The organism is Ralstonia mojiangensis (assembly GCF_023955645.1).
In the GTDB taxonomy this organism is placed as follows: Bacteria; Pseudomonadota; Gammaproteobacteria; order Burkholderiales; family Burkholderiaceae; genus Ralstonia; species Ralstonia mojiangensis.
Window position 1 is genome coordinate 562,652 of record NZ_JAMXHU010000004.1, and the last position, 20,139, is coordinate 582,790.

The following is a 20,139-nucleotide window of genomic DNA, read 5'->3' on the forward strand; positions in this document are numbered from 1 at the left end:
ACCGCGCTTGCGCCTAATCTGCCGTCACCTCTTCTTTTCACACAGGAGTGTGACCATGTCTCCCATCACTCAGTCCGGCACGTTTTCCATCGGCGGCCACCAGGTGCACCGCCTCGGCTATGGCGCCATGCAGCTCGCTGGCCCGGGCGTCTTCGGCCCACCCAAGGACCGCGACGCGGCGCTTGCCGTATTGCGCGAGGCTGTTTCTTCGGGCGTCAACCATATCGACACAAGCGATTTCTACGGCCCGCACGTCACGAATCAGTTGATCCGCGAAGCCTTGCATCCGTATCGCGACGACCTGCTCATCGTCACCAAGATCGGAGCCCGGCGTGACGCGACGGGTGCGTGGCTGCCGGCGTTCTCCGCGCAGGCGCTGACCGAAGCGGTGCACGACAACCTGCGCAACCTCAGTCTGGATGTTCTGGACGTGGTGAACCTGCGGATCATGTTCGACACGCACGGCCCGGCCGAAGGATCGATCGAGGCGCCCCTCTCGGCCTTGGCCGAACTGCAACGGCAGGGACTCGTGCGGCATATCGGGCTGAGCAACGTCACGGCCAACCAGATCGCACAAGGGCGACGGATCTGCGAGATCGTCTGCGTGCAAAACCACTACAACCTCGCCCACCGAAGCGACGACGGGCTGATCGACGCGCTTGCCCGCGACGGCATCGCGTATGTCCCGTATTTCCCGCTGGGTGGGTTCAGCCCGCTGCAATCGTCCACGCTCAACGCTGTCGCAGCGCGGCTTGGCGCAACACCAATGCAGACCGCACTCGCCTGGCTGCTGCACCGGTCACCCAACATCCTGGTGATCCCGGGCACCTCGTCGGTCGCCCACCTGCGCGAGAACCTGGGCGCGGCGGCGATAACGTTGCCGGAAGATGCGATGCGCGAACTCGACGCCGTTGCACATGCCTCGGACGAGGCGGCGTGATTCTGCGCATGGCGGCTGTTCTCTGGCGATGCGCCGCCACGAAACCGGCGCAGCCTGACGGACCCTCAGCCCGGCTGAGACTGCAAAGCCAGCGCGGCCGCCGCGGCGCGCGTTTCCACACCAAGCTTCTCGAAGATGTGCTCGAGGTGCTTGTTGACGGTACGCGGGCGCATACCGAGGATGTCGCCGATGTCGCGATTGGTCTTGCCGCGTGAAATCCACAGCAGCACCTCCGCCTCGCGCGCGGTCAGACGAAACCGTGCGCAGAGGCGATCGCTCACCTTGCGGTCGTCGTGCTCTTCCAACTGGATGACCCACGCGCTGTGCGGCGCGGGGCCAGCCAACCTTGCCACCAGCCGCACGGCCTCGCCGTCTTCCGCCATCCGGCCGGCCTCGGGCGCGCCAACGGGTCCCACGCTCTGCGCCAGCCACTGCTGCAATACCGGCGGCAGCCGCTGCATGTCGCCGTGGTCCGGATAGAAGCGCGCAAACAACGGCGCGACCCGCGAGCTGCGCCAGTGGATCGCGCCGTGCACATCGGCCACCAGCGCCGCACGCCCACCCAGGCCAACGATCTCGTCTGCCTGCCGGTGCGCACGGGCTCGCTCCAGATGCGCAGCAACACGCGCAAGCACCTCTTCCGGGCGGATCGGCTTGGTGATGTAGTCGATACCGCCTGCGCGGAAACCGCGCACAACATGCTCGCTCTCCGTCAGCCCCGTCATGAAGATCACGGGAATCTGCGCGTGGCGCGCATTGGCCTTGATGTGCTCGCAGGTCTCGAAGCCGCTGATGCCGGGCATGACGGCGTCCAGCAGGATGATGTCGGGGGTCAGGCGCTCGATGCGATCCAGCGCGCTGGGCCCGTCCAGCGCCACCAGAACGGTGTAGCCGACCGCGTCGAGCGCATCGGACAGCAGCGCCAGATTGTCCGGCGTATCGTCAACGATGAGCACGACGCCGGAGCCCGCAGCGGCCGCACCGATCGCCTGCGAGGCCGATGGCATATGCAGCGCCGCAGCGCCGGCATGGTCAATCCACGCTGTGTTCATCTGAAGGGGCTCCTTTGAGCAACATATCCAGTTCAGTCAGCCGGAAGCGCCGCGCGGCCGAACGCACAGGTTGCAGCACGCCGGCAAGATCAGGATCGCGATGTTCGGCTTCATCCAGCAACTCGATGAGCCCGCGGATGTAGCCGATCTCGAGCAGCGGCCGCAACTGTGCGACCAGCTCTGCCGGCAGCGGCGCATGCGAGCGTGCCGGCGGCGGCGCTTCCTCAACCGCTTCGCTGTCGACAATCCATTCGAGGTTGAGCAGCTCGCCCACTTTGTCGAGCAGCTGCGGCAGGTGCACAGGCTTGGCAAGGTAGTCGTCGCATCCGGCAGCCGCACCGCGTGCGCGGTCACCGGCAAAGGCATTGGCTGACAACACCAGGATTGGCGCCACACTGAGCGCCTGCTTGCGGATCAGCCGGCTGGCCTCGAAGCCGTCCATCGATGGCATCGAGACATCCATCACGATCAGGTCGACCGGCAAGGTGCCAAGCTGGCGCATCGCCTCGGGCCCGCTGGCGGCTTCGACGAGCGTGAAGCCCAGCGGCGCGAGCGCGCCCACCACGATGCGGCGCTGCTCGCGTTGGTCATCCACCACCAGCACGGTCCGCCGCACACCGCGATACCCGCTGACATGGCGGATGCGGTCGACCGCGCGGGGCTCGCGCACCTCCGGCAGAAACAGTCGCACGGTGAAGCGCGTGCCCTCGCCGGGCACACTGTCCACGCTCAGCTGGCCGCCCATCAGCGTGGTGAGCATGCGGCAGATGGTCAAGCCGAGGCCAGCGCCGTTGTCCTGCGCATGCGCCGCGGCGCCCCGCTCGAACGGCAGGAAAATGCGCTCCAGCTCATCCGAGGCAATGCCGATGCCGGTATCGAGAATTTCGAACGTGGCAATCTCACGCGCGTAGGCCACACGCAGCGACACCGTACCGCTGTCCGTAAAGCGCACCGCGTTGCCCAGCAGATTGATCAGGATCTGGCGCACGCGCTTCTCGTCCATGCGCACCGCATCGGGAATGCGGCCCACATGCTCCATGCGGAAGGCCAATCCTTTTTCAGAAGCGTGCGGTTCCATCATCGCTTCGATCTGCGTCAGGAACGCTGGAAACGCCACCTGGCTCACGTCGAGTTGCAGCTTGCCGGCCTCGATGCGTGCCACGTCCAGCAGCCCGTCGACCAGGGCCAAGAGGTGCTCGCCACTGCGGAAGATGGTGGCAAGGCCCTCGCGGCGCGCCGGTGCCATCGACGGATCGCGCATCAGCAGTTGCGCATAGCCGAGGATGCTGTTGAGCGGCGTGCGCAGTTCATGGCTCAAGCCAGTCACGTAGCGGCTCTTGGCCCGGTTGGCAGACTCGGCGGCTTGCTTGGCCTGCTGCAGCATGGCGTCGGTCTTGCGGTGCGCTTCGATCTCGCGCATCAGCAGCATGGTCTGGCGGTTGGACTCTTCCTGCGCGACCTTGCGGCTTTCCTTGGCGAGCACCAGCCACCATGCGCCCACGCAGCCGACCAGCGCCAGCGCAAAGAACGCCTTGGTGTAACCGCGCGCCAGCAATTGCAACGGCGATTGGTCCGCGCTCAGGGTGACGGCGGTCTGGTAGTAGATCAGCGTCAACACGCCTGCCAGCAAGCCCAGCACGATCAACAGCACGGCGGCGTACTGCGCCACGCGCACGTGCAGTCGCGGCAGTTCAGTGTTGGGAAACCAATGGCGCCAAGCCTGTGCGATTTGCGCGGACAGTCTGCCGTGCGGCTTACAGGCATCGCCGCAGCGCGCATCCAGCGAGCAGCATAGCGAGCAGATGCTGCCGGCGTAGGCGGGGCAATGCGCCATGTCCTCTCGCTCAAACACGTTCTCACAGATGACGCAGCGCATGGCGCCGGCGTGCGCATGTTCGGCGTCGGCGGGCGCGTGCACCTTGCGGGCGAGGTAGAACCGCCCGCGCGTGGCCACGGCGATGAGCGGCGCGCAAAGGAACGCCATGCCCAATGCGACGAACGGCGACAGCGCTTCCGTCACGGCACCGAACAACCCGAGGTGAGCGAGCGTCGCGACCACCGAGGCGATCAGCATGGCGCCCACGCCAACCGGATTCACGTCGTAGAGGTACGCGCGCTTGAACTCGATGTGCGCGGGGCTGTATCCCAATGGCTTGTTGATGACGAGGTCCGCCACCAGCGCGCCGATCCAGGCGATGGCAACGTTGGCGTACAGCGCCAGCACTTCGCTCAGTGCCTCGAACACGCCCAGCTCCATCAGCAGCAGTGCGATGAGCACGTTGAAGACGAGCCACACCACCCGCCCCGGATGACTGTGCGTGAGGCGCGCAAAGAAGTTGGACCATGCCAGTGAACCGGCGTAGGCGTTGGTGACGTTGATCTTGATCTGCGACACCACCACGAACAACGCCATGGCCGCCATCGCCAACGCAGGTGAGCCGAACACGTACTGATAGGCCACCAGGTACATCTGCGTGGGCTCCACGGCGCGCGCCGTGCCCACCTCGTGCTGAACGGCGAGGAAGACGAGAAAGGAGCCGCCCAGCATCTTCAGCGCGCCAGGCACCACCCAACCGGGCCCGGCCGCCAGCAACGCCAGCCACCACTTGCCGCGGTTGGCGCGCGTCTTCTCGGGCAGAAAGCGCAGGTAGTCGACCTGCTCGCCAATCTGCACGATGAGCGCAAAGGCCACGGTGCAGCCCGCGCCAAAGGCCAGCAGGTTGAAATCGCGCCCCGACTCCGACAGGCCGCCAAAGCTCGGCCAGTCGGCAAAGGCGCGCGGATTGCGCAGCAACACTGCAGCGTAGGGCAGCAGCAGCAACACCAGCCACAGCACCTGGGTCCAGCTCTGCAGCTTGTTGATGGCCGTGATGCCGTGCGTCACCAACGGGATGATCACCAGCGAGCACAGCACATAGGCAATGGGGAGCGGCAGCCCGACGTAAAGCTGCACGGCCAGCGCCATGATGGCCGCCTCCAGCGCCAGGAAGATGAACGTGAAGGTGGCGTAGACGAGCGAGGTGACCGTCGAGCCGATGTAGCCGAAGCCGGCGCCGCGCGTGAGCAGGTCCATGTCGACACCGAAGCGCGCTGCGTAATAGCTGATCGGCAGGCCGGTCAGGAAGATCAGCACGCTCACCACCACGATGGCCCAGAACGCGTTGGTAAAGCCGTAGTTGATGGCCAGCGAACCGCCAATGGCCTCCAGCGCCAGGAACGAGGTGGCTCCCAGCGCGGTATTCGCCACGCGGAATTCCGACCACTTGCGGAATCCGCGCGGCGTATAGCGCAATGCGTAGTCTTCCAGCGTCTCGTCGGCGACCCACGTGTTGTAGTCACGGCGGATCTTAACGATGCGCTGGGTGCCGGATTGGTGCACGAACGCTCCCCGTTTCGGTGAACCGCGCCTGAGCTTCATGCTCTAGGCGAGAAGGCGCGGCGGGCGATGCAAGTTCCGTTCCGCCCTGACGCTCGCCCGGCTCACGGCGGTGATGTCGCTGCGTTTTTGCTTGCGGATGGCTGTGCCGTGCAATGCGGCCGCGCTGTACGTCGGTTGACGTATTCCGGCAATCGAGGCCCCCGCCTAGGCTTGCCTCCATGCCTGTTCACAACGACCACCATCCGCAACCGGGAGAAACCACGATGTCACGCCACCCCTCGCGCCTTCGGCGCCTCGCCTTGTGTCTTGCCGTCACGCCACTGCTGGCGGCGCCGCTTGCCGCGCTCGCGCAATCGCACCCGACCGCCAAGGTCAATACCACCAAGCTTGCCGTGACCGACACCGAGGTCACGGTCGGCCAACTGCATTCGGCCACCGGCACCATGGCGATCAGCGAGACCGGATCGATCCAGGCAGAGCGCCTGGCCATCGACCAGATCAACGCCGCGGGCGGCGTGCTGGGCCGCAAGATCAAGATCATCCAGGAGGACGGCGCATCGGATTGGCCGACCTTTGCCGAGAAGGCGAAGAAGCTGCTCGAAGCTGACCGTGTCGCCACCGTGTTCGGCTGCTGGACCTCGGCCTCGCGCAAGGCCGTGCTGCCGGTGTTCGAGAAAGACAACGGGCTGCTGTACTACCCGACGTTCTACGAGGGGCTCGAGCAATCCAAGAACGTGATCTACACCGGGCAGGAAGCCACGCAGCAGATCCTGGCCGGGCTGGATTGGGTGGCCAAGGAGAAGAAGGCAAAGACGTTCTATCTGGTCGGCTCCGACTACATCTGGCCGCGCACGTCGATGAAGATCGCGCGCAAGCACATTGAAAACGTGCTGCACGGCGAGGTTGTCGGCGAGGAGTACTACCCGCTGGGCAACACGCAGTTCGGCTCGCTGATCAACAAGATGAAGCTCAAGAAGCCCGACGTGATTTTTGCTGCCGTGGTGGGTGGTTCCAACGTGGCCTTCTACAAGCAGATGAAGGCCGCGGGCGTGACCGCCGACAAGCAGACGCTGCTGACGCTGTCCGTCACGGAAGATGAGCTGCTGGGTATCGGCGGCGAGAACATGGCCGGCTTCTACGCCTCCATGAAGTACTTCCAGAGCCTGGACAACCCCAACAACAAGAAATTTGTCGAGGCCTTCAAGGCCAAGTACGGCGCCAAGGCCGTCATCGGCGACGTCACGCAGGCGGCTTACCTCGGCCCGTGGCTGTGGAAGGCGGCGGTGGAAAAGGCCGGCAGTTTTGACGTCGACAAGGTGGTCGCGGCCTCGCCGGGCATCGAGCTGAACACCGCACCGGAAGGCTACGTGAAGGTGCACGCCAACCACCACCTGTGGAGCAAGACGCGCATCGGGCAAGTCCAGACGGATGGCCAGTTCAAGGTTGTCTACGAGTCGGGTCTGATCGAACCGAATCCGTTCCCGAAGGGTTATCAGTAACCCGCCGCAGACGCGGTCCGGCCGCATCGCAGTTGCAAGCCGGACGGACCGCTCCCCACCGCATCCATCGTCTTCGTGGAGCCGCCATGACCTCGTTGTCGGAATTCGGGGCGATCTTCGCCATGCAGGGCTTCAACGGCCTGTCGTTCTTCTGCGTGCTGCTGCTGATGGCACTGGGCCTGGCCATCATCTTTGGGCAGATGGGCGTGATCAACATGGCCCATGGCGAGTTCCTCACCATCGGCGCGTACACCACGTACCTGCTGTCAACGCTCACCGCCAGCTACGCGCCAGCACTGCAGCCGTACTACTTCTTCGCGGCCGTGCTGCTGTCGTTCGTACTGGCAGCGGCCATGGGTTACGCAGTCGAGCGGTTGATGATCTCGCGGCTCTACAACCGCCCGCTCGACACGCTGCTCGCCACCTGGGGCCTGAGCCTGACCATGCAGCAGGCTTTCCGCTCCATCTTTGGCGCCAAGGAGGTCAGCCCCACGCTGCCGGACTGGTTGATGGGATCGTTCTCGCCAGGCGGCGGCATCGATATCCCGATCAACGGCCTGTTTGTGATGGCACTGACCACGCTGCTGACCGGTGCGCTGTTCCTTCTGCTGTTCCGCTCCCGCTGGGGCCTGCAGGTGCGTGCCACGGTGCAGAACCGCGTGATGAGCGGTGCGGTCGGCATCGACACGCGGCGCGTCGACCGCATGACGTTCGCACTCGGTTGTGGCGTGGCCGGGGTGGCGGGCGCAGCGTTCACCACCATCGGTTCGACCGGCCCGACATCGGGGTCGCTGTACATCGTCGACACCTTCCTGGTGGTGGTGTTCGGCGGCGCGCAAAGCCTGCTGGGCACCATCGCGTCGGCTTTCACCATCGCCCAGACGCAATCGACCACCGAGTTCTTCCTCACAGGCTCGATGGCCAAGGTGCTGACGCTCTCGGCCGTGATCCTGATCCTGATGATGCGGCCGCAGGGGCTGTTCTCGGTCAAGGTCCGCAAATAAGGAGTCCGACATGAACCCCACGCTTCATTCATGGCTAGAGCGCAAGCGCGATTGGCTCGGCCTGGCCGTACTCTGCGCCGTCATCTTCGTCGTCATGCCGCTGGCGTTTGATGTATTCCGCCTGAACCTGATCGGCAAGTACCTGAGCTATGCCTTCGTGGCCGTCGGCCTGGTGCTGTGCTGGGGCTACGGCGGCATCCTGAGCCTGGGCCAGGGCGTGTTCTTCGGGCTCGGCGGCTATTGCATGGCGATGTTCCTCAAGCTGGAAGCCTCCGACCCGGTCAGCACCAAGATCCAGTCCACGCCCGGCATTCCCGACTTCATGGACTGGAACCAGTTGACCGCCCTGCCGTTGTTCTGGGAGCCATTCCGCCACTTCGGCTTCGCGGTGGTCGCGGTGGTGCTGGTGCCCACGCTGCTTGCGTTGCTGATCGGCATCGCCATGTTCAAGCGGCGCGTGGGCGACGTGTATTTCTCCATCGTCACGCAGGCCATCGCGGCGATCCTGTCGATCCTCATCATCGGGCAGCAGGGCTGGACGGGCGGCGTCAACGGCATCACCGACCTGAAGACGCTGCTCGGCTGGGACATCCGCACCGACTCCGCCAAGCTGATCCTGTACTTCGTCACCGCCGGCCTGCTGGTGGGCTGCATCGTGCTCGGACGCTTCATCCTGCGTTCCAAACTCGGCCGCCTGCTGATGGCGATGCGCGACAAGGAAGAGCGCGTGCGCTTTTCCGGTTACGACGTCGCCAGCTTCAAGGTGTTCGTGTTCTGCGTGGCGGCGGCCATGTCGGCCATCGGCGGGGCGATGTTCACGCTGCAGGTGGGCTTCATGTCGCCGTCGTTCGTCGGCATCGTGCCGTCGATCGAGATGGTCATCTATGCCGCGGTGGGCGGACGCCTCTCGCTACTGGGCGCGGTGTACGGCACGCTGCTCGTCAATTTCGGCAAGACGTACTTCTCTGAGTCCTTCCCGCAGCTGTGGCTGTTCCTGATGGGCGGCCTGTTCATCGCCGTGGTCATGTACTTCCCCAACGGCCTGGCCGGCCTGTACGACAGCCACGGCCGCAAATGGATCGCACGGCTGCTGCAAGGCCGCCGCGCGGCGGCAAAACCGGCGCCCGGCGCCACCGCGCAAGGCTAAACCCGGAGACCATCATGACCCAACCGATCGGCGTGGAAATGCCCAAGCCCGTGCTGGCGATCGAAGACCTGACGGTGTCGTTCGATGGCTTCAAGGCGGTGGACAGCCTGAACCTGTACGTAGACCGCAACGAAGTGCGCGTGGTGATCGGCCCCAACGGTGCCGGCAAGACCACGGTGCTGGACCTGATCTGCGGAAAGACGCGCGCCACCTCCGGCAGCATCCGCTTCAACAATCTGGAGCTGACGAAGATGCGCGAGCACGACATCGTGCGCTCGGGTGTCGGCCGCAAGTTTCAGACCCCCTCCATCTACGAAAACCTGACGGTGTTCGAGAACCTGGAGATGTCGTTCCCGCGCGGGCGCAAGGTGCTCGGAGCACTCGCCTTTCGCCGCACGCCCGACGTGGTGGAACGCGTGGAAGCCGTGGCCCGCGACATCTTCCTGCACGACCTGCTGCACCAGCAGGCGGACCTGCTCTCGCACGGGCAAAAGCAATGGCTTGAGATCGGCATGCTGCTCATGCAGGAGCCGGAACTCGTGATGCTCGATGAACCCGTTGCCGGCATGAGCGTGTCGGAACGCGAGAAGACAGCGGAACTGCTCGGCCGCATCAGCCAGGGCCGCTCGGTGCTCGTCATCGAGCACGACATGGAGTTCGTCAAGAGCATCGCCCACCGCGTGACGGTGCTGCACCAGGGCAAGGTGCTGGCCGAAGGCAGCATGGATGCGGTGCAGGCCGATCCGAAAGTCATTGAAGTCTATCTGGGCCATTGAGCCCCGGAGCCGCACATGTTCAACGTGACCGACCTCGTTTCCGGATACGGCCAGAGCCAGGTGCTCCATGCCCTGAACCTGCAGGTGGCGCCGCAGGAGATCGTGGCCGTGATGGGCCGCAACGGCATGGGCAAGACCACGCTCTTCAAGACCCTGATGGGCATTCTTCCGACGCGCTCGGGCAGCGTATCGATCGACGGCCAGGAACTGACGGCCCTGCCCTCGTTCCAGCGCGTGGCGCGCGGCATCGCTTACGTGCCGCAGGGTCGAATGATGTTTTCGAGCATGACGGTGCTGGAGAACATCCAGACCGGTCTGCCGGCGTCTGCCGGCGGGCGCGTGCCGGACGAACTGTATGCGCTGTTCCCCGTGCTGTACGACATGCGCGGGCGCAAGAGCGGCAACCTGTCAGGCGGCCAGCAACAGCAGCTCGCCATTGCGCGGGCATTGGCCACCAACCCGAAGGTCCTGCTGCTGGACGAGCCGACCGAAGGCATCCAGCCGTCGATCATCAAGGACATCGCACGAGCGCTGAAGGAGATCCGCAAACTCCGGCAGCTCACCATCGTCGTGTCAGAACAGGTGCTCAGCTTCACCCTCGATATCGCCGACCGCTTTCTCGTCATCGACAAAGGACGCTTCGTCTACGAAGAAACGCGCGACAAGGTCGATGCCGCCACCATCAGCCGATACCTCTCGGTTTGACCGACCTCACACCTAAGGAGCAAGCATGCGTCACGGGGACATTTCGAGCAGCCAGGACTGCGTTGGCGTGGCCGTCGTCAACTACAAGATGCCGCGCCTGCACACGCGCGCCGAGGTGCTGGAGAACGCGCGCAACATCGGCCGGATGCTGGTCGGCATGAAGCAGGGTCTGCCCGGGCTGGACCTCGTGGTGTTTCCCGAATACTCCACGCACGGGATCATGTACGACGCCGCCGAGATGTACGAGACGGCGGCCACCATCCCCGGCGATGAGACCGCCATTTTTGCCGCGGCATGCCGCGAAGCCAAGGTGTGGGGCGTGTTTTCGCTCACCGGCGAACGTCATGAAGACCACCCCAACAAGGCGCCCTACAACACGCTCATCCTGATGAACGACCAGGGTGAAATCGTGCAGAAGTACCGCAAGATCATGCCGTGGTGCCCCATCGAGGGGTGGTACCCCGGTGGCTGCACCTACGTATCCGAAGGCCCCAAGGGCCTGAAGATCAGCCTGATCATCTGCGACGACGGCAACTACCCCGAGATCTGGCGCGACTGCGCGATGAAGGGCGCCGAACTGATCGTCCGCTGCCAGGGATACATGTACCCGGCCAAAGAGCAGCAGGTGATGGTGTCCAAAGCCATGGCGTGGATGAACAACGTCTACGTGGCGGTCGCAAACGCGGCCGGTTTCGACGGCGTGTATTCGTACTTTGGGCACTCGGCCATCGTTGGATTCGACGGCCGCACGCTGGGCGAATGCGGCACCGAAGAGATGGGCATCCAGTACGCCGAGCTGTCGGTCGGGCTGATCCGCGATGCGCGCAAGCACCTGCAATCGCAGAACCATCTTTATAAGCTGCTGCACCGCGGCTACACCGGCACCATCAACTCCGGTGAAACACCGGAAGGCGTGGCCGCCTGCCCCTTCGATTTCTACAAGACCTGGGTGAAAGATCCGGCCGCCGCGCGAGCGCAGGTCGAGGCCCTCACCCGCCGCACCGCCGGCACACCCGAATGCCCCATCGATGGCATCCCCCACGCCTGACGCCACTTCCCTGAGGAGAAACCACCATGCAGCATTTCAAGATCCAGCCCGGCAAGCCACTGGCTGAGCAGGCCGAACTCGGCCACAACCGCTGGCATCCGGACATCCCGTTCCTTTCCAAGGTCAAGCCTGGCGAAGAGATCATCATCGAATCGCTGGATTTTCTCGACGCGCAGATCCGCGACGACGACAAGGTCGACGACGTGCGCAATGTCGACCTGACGCGCGCGCATCCGCTCACAGGGCCCTTTTACATTGAAGGCGCGGAGCCGGGTGACCTGCTGGTGGTGGACCTGCTCGACATCAAGCCCGTTACGCCGATCGGCTTTTCCGGCGTGTTCGCAAAATCCAACGGCGGCGGCTTCCTGGCGGATTATTTTCCCGATGCCGACAAGGCCATCTGGGACTTGAAAGGCGTCTATGCCACGTCGCGCCATATTCCCGGCGTCCGGCTGGCCGGACTGACACACCCTGGGTTGATGGGCTGCCTGCCCTCCCGCGAACTGCTGGACGAATGGAACCGCCGCGAAGCACCGCTGGCCGCCAAGGGCCTGGCCCAGCCGCCTGACCCGCGCACCGCCGTGCTGCGCGGCGTGTCCGGCGCAGAATTCGATCGCATGGCAGGCGAAGCTGCGCGCACGGTGCCGCCACGCGAGCACGGCGGCAACACCGACATCAAGGATCTCTCGATCGGCACGCGCATTTTCTTCCCCGTGTACGTCAAAGGCGCCGGCTTCTCGATGGGCGATCTGCATTTCTCCCAGGGCGACGGCGAAATCGGCTTCTGCGGCGCAATCGAAATGGACGGCGCTACGCGTGTCGGGTTCGACCTCATCAAGGGCGGCATGGCCAAGTACAACCTGAGCGCACCGATCTTCATGCCCAGCCCTGTCAAGCCGCGCTACGACCAGTGGCTGACCTTTGAGGGCATCAGCGTAGAGAACGGCACCAACTACTACCTGGATGCCACCGTCGCCTATCGGCAGGCGTGCCTGAAGGCCATCGATTACCTCACGCACTTTGGCTTCACCGCCAGCCAGGCCTACATGCTGCTGACGGCCGCGCCGGTGGAGGGGCGCATCGGCGGCATTGTCGACATTCCGAACTGCGCGTGCACGGTGTCGATTCCCACGGCGATCTTCGATCAGGACATCACTCCCAAGGGCATGCTGAACGACAAATCGCACTGGGGCCACAAGCCCGCTTGACGTTGATGACCAATACGCGCCGGCCATGGCGGCACCGCTGCGGCCGGCGCAGCAACGGAGGCATGCATGCCGCTATACGACATTCGCTGTACCGCTTGTGACGGCATTTTCGAACGGCTGATTCCGGCTGCGAAACTGCACGCGCCCACGCCCTGCCCGTATTGCGACGAAGACACGCCCGCCGCGCCAATGCCGACCGGTGGGCGCGTTGCATTGAAGTCAGTTTCACGCTGGCAACCCAGTTCGCTGCATGAGCAACTGGCGGGCAAACCAATCACCGGGCCAGGCAGCGCAGGGGGCTCCGGCAGCCGCAACAGCGTCCTCCATGTCTGCGGCGGAAAGCACTGCTCGATCTGCGGTGTGTGAGCCCAGACGCTGACGGCTGATGGTGGCCTCTTGCATACACAACAACGCGCGGCCAAGGCGCCTGCCTGACCGGCAGACGCCTTGGATTGCGCAAGCGGCGGCTTACGCTACCGCCTTCAGGCCTTCCATTGCCTCACGCACATAGGCGATCAGGTCCGGGCCCATCCACGGGCTGGCGGATAGTTCGGGCTCCCGCTCCATCGCCAGGCGGACTTTGGCCTGCGTCTGCGGATCATCGCCCGCATATGAGCGGAACAGATCGATCCACTGCCGGGCGAGCTGCTGCATCTCCGGTGCATGCGCTGGCGTGCCCTTGGCCAAATGCTGCCGCACCTGCGCAATGAGGGTCGGCCACTCGTTGGCGCGCTTGCCGAAGTTCGCACGCATGAATTGCTGCTCTGCCGCCGACAGGTACTTCCCATAGATCGCCAGCTTGGTTTCGTTCGCCGCCTCCATGATGAAGTCGAGCATCTCCAGGCTGATTCCGGTGCGCTCCTGCAACGCCGGCTCGTTGATGTGCATCGTGTGCAGCTTGGCCGTAAGGACCGGGTCCAGCGCCGCATCCTGCGCGAGCAGCGCCATCCATTGCTTGGCGAGCGCTTGCGCCTCGCTGCTGCGTGCGTGCACGCCGCGCGTCATCGCATCCTGCACGGTGGACACCAGCGCCGCCCACCGCTCATGACGCGCCGTATCGGCGTCCATGCGTTCGGCGCGGGCACGTTCTTCCTGCGAAAGATATTTGTCGTACATGGTCATCCATTCCAAGGTTGTGAGCCACTCGGTCAATTCGGGCTCCTCCTCGCGCACGAGCTGGCCGTGCAGCCGCGACAGCCGATCGCGCAGCACGCTGGCCTGCGTGATCTGCTGATCGAGCATCGCAATCTGCCGTTCCACGATCGTGGTGAAGGGGATGTCCGGATTGGCCAGGAAAGCCCCGACATCGGCCAGCGACATGCCGAAACGCCGCAGCGCCTGAATCTGGTGCAGGCGTGCGACGTCAGCCTTGTCGTACAGCCGGTAACCGCTGTCGGAGCGGGCCGAAGGCGTGAGCAGACCGATGGTGTCGTAGTGATGCAACATGCGCACCGAGAGGCCGCAGCGTTTGGCGAGATCGCCCACTTTCAACAACATGGTGGCTCCTGTCTTCTGGCTTGGACACAGGCTAGGACCTCACACAATGTGAGGGTCAAGCACGGCCTGAGTGGATCGCAATAGGCAGCGCCCGGTGTACACGCGGGCACATCCGGCATTCTGAACCAGGCCCCTCTGTGGTGGGGACCATGCCCCGCGAACCCGCGCCGCTGCGTGCGTCACAAAAAGTTCATTCAACTCTGTGTTCAGCGGGTCGTTTAGCGGAATGTCCGTTCTTGCGTCTGCCGCCAACGTCATGACTTTCTCATCGCTTCCCTTGCCCGCAGGCATTGCGCCCGAGATGCTGCGCACGGTGTTCCAACCGATCTTCCGCCTGTCGACCACCGAGGTGCTCGGCTACGAAGCCCTGCTGCGCGGGCCGGTGGGGTCGGCCATGGAATCGCCGGCGGCCCTGTTTGCCGCAGCCTCGGACACGGCAGGCACGATTGCCCTGGAGACCACCGCCGCGCGTCTGGCCATCGCCAATTTCTCGGCGATGCGTCTGACGGGCAAGCTGTTCCTGAACTTCAGCGCGCAGGGCGTACGCCAGTTGCTGGAAGACCATGCCCGCCTGCTGCATGCCATTGCCGACCACGACCTGCACCCCTCGCGCATCGTCATCGAATTGACCGAGCAAACGCCCATCGATGATCTGGCCAGCTTTGCCGAGGCCCTATCGGTGGCACGCGACTTCGGCCTGCAATGCGCGCTTGACGATTTCGGCACCGGCAATGCCAACCTGAACCTGCTGATCGAGCTCACACCCGACTTCATCAAGCTCGACAAATATTTCCTGCGTGACATTGCCAAGCACCCGGCCAAGCTGGACATGGCGCGCACGCTGCAGCAGACGCTCAAGGGCGGCGCCACCAGCATCATTGCCGAAGGGCTGGAGACCGAAGACGAACTAGGCGTGGTGCGCGATCTGGGCATCCGCTTCGGGCAGGGTTTCTTCCTGGCGCGCCCACAGGACAAGCCCGCGAGCGACATGTCCAGCCACGCGGCGCGCGTGCTGCAGTCTTCGCAGATTGCGGTGTTTCCGCAGGCTGTGCGCGTCGGCTGGCGCGCCATCACGGCGAGCAAATTGCTGCGCGTGGCGCCCACCCTGCCCTTGCGCAGCAGCAACGACGAGGTGCTGCACCTGTTCAATCGCCACCCTGATCTGCACGCCGTGGCGCTGCTCGATGAAGTCGAGCGTCCGCTCGCACTCATCGCACGCCGAGCGTTCATCGACCGCTATGCGATGCCGTATCACCGCGAGCTGTACGGCAAGAAACCGGCGTTGGCGTTTGCCAACCGGCAGCCGGTGCTGGTGGAAAAATCCGCCTCGCTGGAAGACATGTCGGCGCTGCTGATGAGCGAAGACCAGCGCTACCTGACCGACGGGTTCATCATCACCGAGCATGGCCGCTACCTGGGCCTGGGCACCGGTGAAGAGCTGGTGCGCACCGTGACGGAAATCCGCATCGAGGCCGCACGCTACGCCAATCCGCTCACATTCCTGCCCGGCAACATTCCGTTGAACCTGCACATTGAACGTTTGCTTGAGGCACGCGCGGAGTTCTACGCCTGTTATGTGGACCTGAATCACTTCAAGCCCTTCAATGATCAATACGGCTATTGGCAAGGCGATGAGATGCTGAAGATGGCCGCCGCCGTGCTGGCCAACGCATGCGAACCCACACGGGATTTCCTCGGCCACGTGGGCGGCGACGATTTCCTGATCCTGTTCCAGAGCGCCGACTGGCAGGCACGCATCACGCAGGCCATGGGGGCGTTCAACGCCAACGCGCTCGCCATGTACACGCCGGCTGACCGCGCGGCAGGCGGCATCCATGCGGAAGACCGCAAGGGCCTGCCGGCATTCTTCCGCTTCGTGACGATGGCTGTGGGCGCGCTGCACGTGCACCCCGGCGCCGCGCACAACAGCGATGACATCGGCACCGCCGCCGCCCTGGCCAAGCGGCGCGCCAAGCAAAGCGATAACGGTTTCCATCTGGAAGCCATGCACCCCGCCCCTGCCGTGCGGGCCATAGCCTGACATCTGTGCGCCTGCGCTACAGCATCGCGGGAATCAGCCCGAGCAACGCGGCCTTTACCACGGCATGCGTCTTGTTGGCGGCGTTGAGCTTGGTGATGGCGTTGCGGATGTGGAAGTTCACGTTGCGCTCGGTCATTTCCAGGATGGCCGCCACTTCAGCCGCCGTCTTACCTTCGGCCGTCCAGTGCAGTGTCCGCCGTTCAATCTCTTTCAGGCGCGTGGCGGCATCGGGCAACACCTTTTCGGCCATCAGCGTGCTGATGCTGGCGTGTGCGCGCTGGCTCAGCCAGATCATTTCAGGCTCGCTCGCGGCCAGTTCGTCTTCGGTGATGGGCGTGGCGCGGCGCACCAGGCTGAAGGTACCGAAGATGCCGGTGTGATCGCGAATGGTGTGCGACCACCCGTGGTTGAGCCCGTGGCGGCGCGCGTCCATCCAGAACGGCGCGTCTGCCGTGGCGATGCTGGACCACAGCATTGGCTTGACGCAGCGCTGCCCAAACTGCAACACAGGGTCGATGGCCAAGTAGCCGCACACCCGGTAGTGCTCGCGCCAATGTTCCGGGTAGGTGCTCCAGCAGATGGTGTTGAAGCGCGTGATCGGAATCGCTGCACGCAGGGCGTAGGCGCAATAGTCGAAGCCGAGCAGAGTCACCGCCGGTTGCAGGCTACGGATGACAGCATCGGCGTCGCGCAGTGCATTCAGCTCGCGCAGCAATTCCGCACGCCAGGATGTTGCGTAGCCAAGCGGCAATTGGTTGTGAACGCCCATCCCATCGGCCTCCAAAACACGCGCTGAATCGCCATACCGGTGCCCATTCCAGCTAACCGGCTTTCCTCAATTCAAATTAGGCGAAAAGCGCGATCAGCCTTGCGTTTTGCTGAGGCAATCGTTGGCGTGCCGGAACTATACATAATCCGAAACGAATTGCGCGCCTCGCATAGCGCATGCAATTAGTAGATTTTCTCGAATATTGGAATAACGCAATACAGCAATAAATTCTCTGATAACCAAATGGTTTTGCGCAAAAACACAGCCATTATTTAAATCTGCTGTTTATGTTCGGCATGTCGCCTTCGGCATTGCCATCTCCCAACGGGACGCGTCCTTCGTGCAGGGCCTGGGTAGGCGGAATTCGTATTGGGGGCTTCCGTCATCGCTTGCCTCCGCTGCCGCGGGTGCATCTTCATGCGCATAGCCGGATTGCGGTGCCGACAACGCCGCAAAGCGTGCGCTGGCGCCACATTGCGGTGATGCAGAGGTGCGACAAACAGCAAGGATTGCACCTCGGTGACGCGACAAAACGTCGCAGTAAAAATAACAATAATGACGTTTCACGTGCAGTTTGATCAACGTCGGAAAAAATTGACGTGTCAGATTTACACGCACATGTGACGATTCACTACCACGGCAGAGAATTAGGGCAAGAACGGCTTTCTTATTGGGGTTTCGCAGTGTCAGCGAAAGCCTTACAGTCTGGTCCGCGACTCGCCCTCTCGATGTAGTCGAGACCCCGACAAGAAACACGACGGTACGAAGCAACAGGGTTTTTTTGGCGCGTCTTCATCCTCGTCACTCCCCCGGTTTGTGGCGCTTTTTCAAATCCGGATGCTCCGGAATTGGCGGAGCTTTGCCCAAATTCAAAAAAGTGACGCGGACTTAATGCGGCGGCTGCCCCCGCCCCACTGACCCATTTGCATAGGAAGTCCCGTTTCATGCGTTCCACTCTGATTTCTCTTGGCCTCGTTGCCAGCGCTACGCTCAGTCTGTTCTCCACCGGCGTGCAGGCCAATTGCGTTGCCAATCCGCCCACGCAGTCCAACACGACGTTCCCCGCCAGCTTGACCGGCAAGCTCGCGTATCACAGCTACGTCAGCTACGGCGACGGCACCAGCCAGATCTTCATCTACGACTTTTCGGCACGCACGCTGCAGCAGGTGTCGAAGGCGGCCTGGGGCATCCAGGACCCGATGAATGCGGTGTTCAGCCCCGACGGTAAGTGGATCGCCTTCATGGGCATCACCAACAACGCGTGGAATGTGTTCTTCTGGCAAGTCGGTTCGACCAGCATGCCGATCAACCTGACCAACAGCACCGGCCAGACGCGCAATGAAGACCCGAAGTTCAGCACCGACGGCAAATCGCTGTTCTTCAAGCAGAACGGCGATGTCATGCAGGCCGCGCTGTCGTACACCAGCTCGGGCCCCGTCTTCACCTCGACTGTGAACCTGACGCGCACGGCACCGACGCTGGAAAATTCGATGCCGTTTGCCACCCCGGACGGCACGGCCGTCTACTACACCACGGGCACCGGCTCGGGCATGGGTCTGTACAAGCAGACCGTGGGAAGCACGACCAAAGTGGCGTTCGACACGCCGTCGGGCCTGGCAACGTACTACCCGATCGTGCGCGCCGACGGCACCGTCTTCTATGCCCGCTGGCACGACGCCACCAGCCAGGCTGACCAGATCTACACCAAGGTCAACCCGAGCGACACGCCCAACCAGCTCACGCTCAACGACTGCAACAGCAACAACTCCGACCCGTCGCCCGTGAACAACACGAACTACGTGTTTTTCTCGTCGACGAGCGCCGGCGGCTATCAGCTCTACCTGGGCGATGCGAGCACCGGCCAGCGCTGGAGCCTGTCGCAGTTTGGTGTGAACTCGGACACGACCAAGGCGAAGCTTGGCTCGAACTACTACGCAGGCACGCCGACGGCTGCTGCACAGTCCGTCACGCTGCTCTCGCAGGGCAAGCCGGCCAGCGCGTCCTCCAGCTACAGCGCCAGCCTCGGCCCAGCCTACGCATTTGACGGCAACACCACCAGCACGCGCTGGGATTCGGTGGAAGGCGTCGCCGGCGCGCAGTGGCTGATGGTGGATCTGGGCTCGACCCGCACCATCACCGGCGTCGACCTGTACTGGGACGCAGGCGCGAAGGTCTACTACATCCAGACCTCGAATGACGGCGTGACGTGGACGAACATCTACTCGACTTCGAGCGGTGCTTCATGGGGCCACACATCGCTGGCCAACCTCAAGGGCAGCGGCCGCTATGTGCGCATGTACGGCACGCAGCGCGCCACGCAGTGGGGTTACTCGCTGGATGAAATGCAGGTGTGGGGCTACTAAGCGGCCGCTCCGGTATCAGCATCGCCTGACATGACAAACGCCCCGGTGGCTTCGGCCATCGGGGCGTTTCTCATTGCTGCGTGCGGCGCGTCAGCCTGCCTGGAACTCGCCGGGCATGAAGGCGAACGGCTTGGCGATGCGGTTCCAGGTGTTCATCTGCGCAACGGCCAGCGTGAGGTTGGCCAGCTCCTGCTTGTTGAAGTGGCGCAGCATTTCGTTGACGAGGTCATCGCCGATGGCGTTGTCGGCCAGCAGCGTCACCGCGTCGGCCCAGCGCAGTGCGGCACGTTCACGCTCGGTGTAGAACGGGGTCTCTTCCCACACGGGCAGGGAGTACAGGCGCATGGCGCTCTCGCCCGCGTGTATGCCCTCTTTGTAGTGACGGTCCAGACAATACGCGCAGCCGTTGAGCTGCGAGATGCGGTAGCGCAGCAGTTCGAGCAGGCGCATCTCGAACCCGCAGTGGTTGACGTACGACTCCACAGCCAGCAAGGCCTCGACCATGCCGGAGGGCAACTCTCCAAAGGAAATGCGTTCGTTCATCGATGGGCTCCGTTGAAAACCGGGGCCATGTTAGGCAGCACCCGCCCATCGCGGACACCGCTTGCCGCGCATAGCAGCCATCATCGGCCCGGTATACCCCGGTACACGTTTGGGACGCTGGTGCGCCGCGTCGGCCGTATTGGGGCCTACCCCTAAATTGTCAAAAGC

16 protein-coding genes are annotated in these 20,139 nt (G+C 63.6%); 11 read left to right on the forward strand and 5 right to left on the reverse strand.

What is annotated here, in order from left to right; all coding sequences use genetic code 11:
• Window positions 1–55: 55 nt before the first annotated feature.
• Window positions 56–940 (forward strand): aldo/keto reductase family oxidoreductase, encoded by an 885-nt coding sequence (locus NG898_RS19190; protein ID WP_252693920.1) that lies wholly within the window; start codon window positions 56–58, stop codon window positions 938–940.
• Between the two features lie 65 nt (window positions 941–1,005).
• Here NG898_RS19190 and NG898_RS19195 read toward each other — a convergent pair whose 3' ends face one another.
• Entirely contained in the window at window positions 1,006–1,992 is a 987-nt protein-coding gene (locus tag NG898_RS19195) for a response regulator transcription factor (protein WP_252693921.1), read from the reverse strand.
• Window positions 1,973–5,410, reverse strand: coding sequence for a hybrid sensor histidine kinase/response regulator (locus tag NG898_RS19200; RefSeq protein WP_420803706.1), 3,438 nt, complete (start codon window positions 5,408–5,410; stop codon window positions 1,973–1,975). Before NG898_RS19200 ends, NG898_RS19195 begins: the two co-directional genes overlap by 20 nt.
• 224 nt (window positions 5,411–5,634) lie before the next feature.
• On the opposite strand from NG898_RS19200, the gene urtA reads away from it, so the two are divergent.
• The 8 genes from urtA (at window position 5,635) to NG898_RS19240 (ending at window position 13,124) form a co-directional block, all read left to right on the forward strand.
• A complete protein-coding gene (gene urtA / locus NG898_RS19205; RefSeq protein WP_252693923.1) occupies window positions 5,635–6,870 on the forward strand; it encodes an urea ABC transporter substrate-binding protein in 1,236 nt (411 codons plus the stop codon).
• 86 nt (window positions 6,871–6,956) lie between these two features.
• Window positions 6,957–7,874: an urea ABC transporter permease subunit UrtB gene (urtB, locus tag NG898_RS19210; RefSeq protein ID WP_252693924.1), complete on the forward strand. Its 918-nt coding sequence runs from the start codon at window positions 6,957–6,959 to the stop codon at window positions 7,872–7,874.
• A gap of 94 nt (window positions 7,875–7,968) precedes the next feature.
• Window positions 7,969–9,021, forward strand: coding sequence for an urea ABC transporter permease subunit UrtC (gene urtC, locus NG898_RS19215; protein ID WP_392397889.1), 1,053 nt, complete (start codon window positions 7,969–7,971; stop codon window positions 9,019–9,021).
• A 14-nt stretch (window positions 9,022–9,035) separates the two neighbouring features.
• Window positions 9,036–9,797 (forward strand): urea ABC transporter ATP-binding protein UrtD, encoded by a 762-nt coding sequence (gene urtD, locus NG898_RS19220; protein WP_252693926.1) that lies wholly within the window; start codon window positions 9,036–9,038, stop codon window positions 9,795–9,797.
• A gap of 15 nt (window positions 9,798–9,812) precedes the next feature.
• Window positions 9,813–10,502: an urea ABC transporter ATP-binding subunit UrtE gene (gene urtE, locus NG898_RS19225; RefSeq protein ID WP_027679771.1), complete on the forward strand. Its 690-nt coding sequence runs from the start codon at window positions 9,813–9,815 to the stop codon at window positions 10,500–10,502.
• 25 nt (window positions 10,503–10,527) lie between these two features.
• On the forward strand, window positions 10,528–11,550 hold the full coding sequence (locus NG898_RS19230) for an aliphatic amidase (protein ID WP_252693927.1): 1,023 nt from the start codon (window positions 10,528–10,530) through the stop codon (window positions 11,548–11,550).
• A 26-nt stretch (window positions 11,551–11,576) separates the two neighbouring features.
• The gene (gene fmdA / locus NG898_RS19235; protein ID WP_252693928.1) at window positions 11,577–12,758 is read left to right on the forward strand and encodes a formamidase; all 1,182 of its coding nucleotides are present in this window, start codon (window positions 11,577–11,579) and stop codon (window positions 12,756–12,758) included.
• Between the two features lie 66 nt (window positions 12,759–12,824).
• On the forward strand, window positions 12,825–13,124 hold the full coding sequence (locus NG898_RS19240; protein ID WP_252693929.1) for an FmdB family zinc ribbon protein: 300 nt from the start codon (window positions 12,825–12,827) through the stop codon (window positions 13,122–13,124).
• Window positions 13,125–13,226: 102 nt separating this feature from the next.
• Here NG898_RS19240 and NG898_RS19245 read toward each other — a convergent pair whose 3' ends face one another.
• Complete coding sequence (locus NG898_RS19245) at window positions 13,227–14,255, reverse strand: MerR family transcriptional regulator (protein WP_252693930.1); 1,029 nt, start codon at window positions 14,253–14,255, stop codon at window positions 13,227–13,229.
• A gap of 256 nt (window positions 14,256–14,511) precedes the next feature.
• Here NG898_RS19245 and NG898_RS19250 point away from each other — a divergent pair, with 256 nt between their 5' ends.
• Window positions 14,512–16,296 (forward strand): EAL domain-containing protein, encoded by a 1,785-nt coding sequence (locus NG898_RS19250; protein WP_252693931.1) that lies wholly within the window; start codon window positions 14,512–14,514, stop codon window positions 16,294–16,296.
• A 16-nt stretch (window positions 16,297–16,312) separates the two neighbouring features.
• On the opposite strand, the gene NG898_RS19255 is transcribed toward NG898_RS19250, so the two are convergent.
• On the reverse strand, window positions 16,313–17,065 hold the full coding sequence (locus NG898_RS19255) for an autoinducer binding domain-containing protein (protein WP_252693932.1): 753 nt from the start codon (window positions 17,063–17,065) through the stop codon (window positions 16,313–16,315).
• 944 nt (window positions 17,066–18,009) lie between these two features.
• On the opposite strand from NG898_RS19255, the gene NG898_RS19260 reads away from it, so the two are divergent.
• The gene (locus tag NG898_RS19260) at window positions 18,010–19,428 is read left to right on the forward strand and encodes a discoidin domain-containing protein (protein ID WP_252693933.1); all 1,419 of its coding nucleotides are present in this window, start codon (window positions 18,010–18,012) and stop codon (window positions 19,426–19,428) included.
• Window positions 19,429–19,518: 90 nt separating this feature from the next.
• Here the strand turns inward: NG898_RS19260 and NG898_RS19265 are convergent, their stop codons facing one another.
• Window positions 19,519–19,971: a carboxymuconolactone decarboxylase family protein gene (locus NG898_RS19265; protein ID WP_252693934.1), complete on the reverse strand. Its 453-nt coding sequence runs from the start codon at window positions 19,969–19,971 to the stop codon at window positions 19,519–19,521.
• Between the last annotated feature and the right edge of the window lie 168 nt (window positions 19,972–20,139).